The 1,028-nt window shown below is 62.2% G+C and carries 1 protein-coding gene; it reads right to left on the bottom strand.

Going from position 1 to position 1,028, the window contains the following annotated elements; translation table 11 throughout:
* Nucleotides 1-529 precede the first annotated feature (529 nt).
* Nucleotides 530-862, bottom strand: coding sequence for an integrase core domain-containing protein (locus ACZ7GZ_RS43535; RefSeq protein WP_471033431.1), 333 nt, complete (start codon nt 860-862; stop codon nt 530-532).
* Nucleotides 863-1,028: the final 166 nt, after the last annotated feature.

The raw sequence follows: 1,028 nt of genomic DNA, 5'->3' as shown, positions 1-1,028 counted from the left end.
CCATCCGCATACCTCACACACCACGGGATACAGCCACCCATCCATGCCCATCAGGGACTTCGTGAAGATTCACCCCGACGAGCTGAAGTCAGTAATGAAGCATCATCGGGGCAAGGGGGATGACGTTGACTGGGACGCGGCGGGGTGGGTCCGTGCTGCCGTTTCTTGATCGAGGGCGAGTATTTCGAGTCCGGACGCTCGAGGACCCGCGGTGCACAACGGCTGCGGCGGGGGCCGCTATCGAGCTTGCGGCGGGCCTTGGCCTCCAGCATCGCCAGGAACGAGCCAAGGGTCAACATCGCGTTCTTGGCCTGGTTGACCACGCTGCGCCGGACGTGCTTGAGAACCTTCACGAAGGGCCTTATCAACTTGGCGGTTGTGCTGTGGGATGATCTTCGGGTTGATCGTCTTGGCGAGGGTCCTGTTCGTGGATACGGTGTCGCCGTCATACAAGGGCTTCCGCTAACCGGGCGAGGTGATCGCGCATTGCGTGTGGACTGTCAATCCCCTGGAAACGTGGAGGATTTCCTTATGCTGCTCGGTCCTCCTGATGAGCCCGTGTCCTGGCCTCGGTGACGGTTCGTTCGAAGTCCACCGGAGCCAGTCCGCCGGCCGCGCTGTGCCTGCGGCGCGTATTGAAGAAGTCCGTGATCCACGTGGCGATCTTCAGCCGGGCCTCGGCTCGGGTGGCGAAGCGCTGCCGGTGGATGTACTCGACCTTGATCGACGAGTGGAACGACTCCGCGGCCGCGTTGTCCAGGGCCGATCCCACACGCCCCATGGACTGCACCACGCCCAGCTGGGAGCAGAGGCTGTTGTACGCCTCGCTCGTATATTCCCCGGACTCAATCGGTCGTTGCAACACCTGAACCGTTCCGGGTTCGATAGAGACTCGATCATTTGAGAGGATCGAGTCATGGCACGTCCTTCCCCCTACCCCGTTGAGCTGCGTAAACGAGCGGTCCGCATGGTCGCCGAGGTACGTCCGGAGTACGACACAGAGTGGGCCGCAATGAAAGCGGTCGCGG

This window comes from Streptomyces sp. NPDC037288, assembly GCF_055603265.1.
Note: the sequence above shows the minus strand (reverse complement) of the source record. Positions and strands in the feature narration are given on the sequence as shown.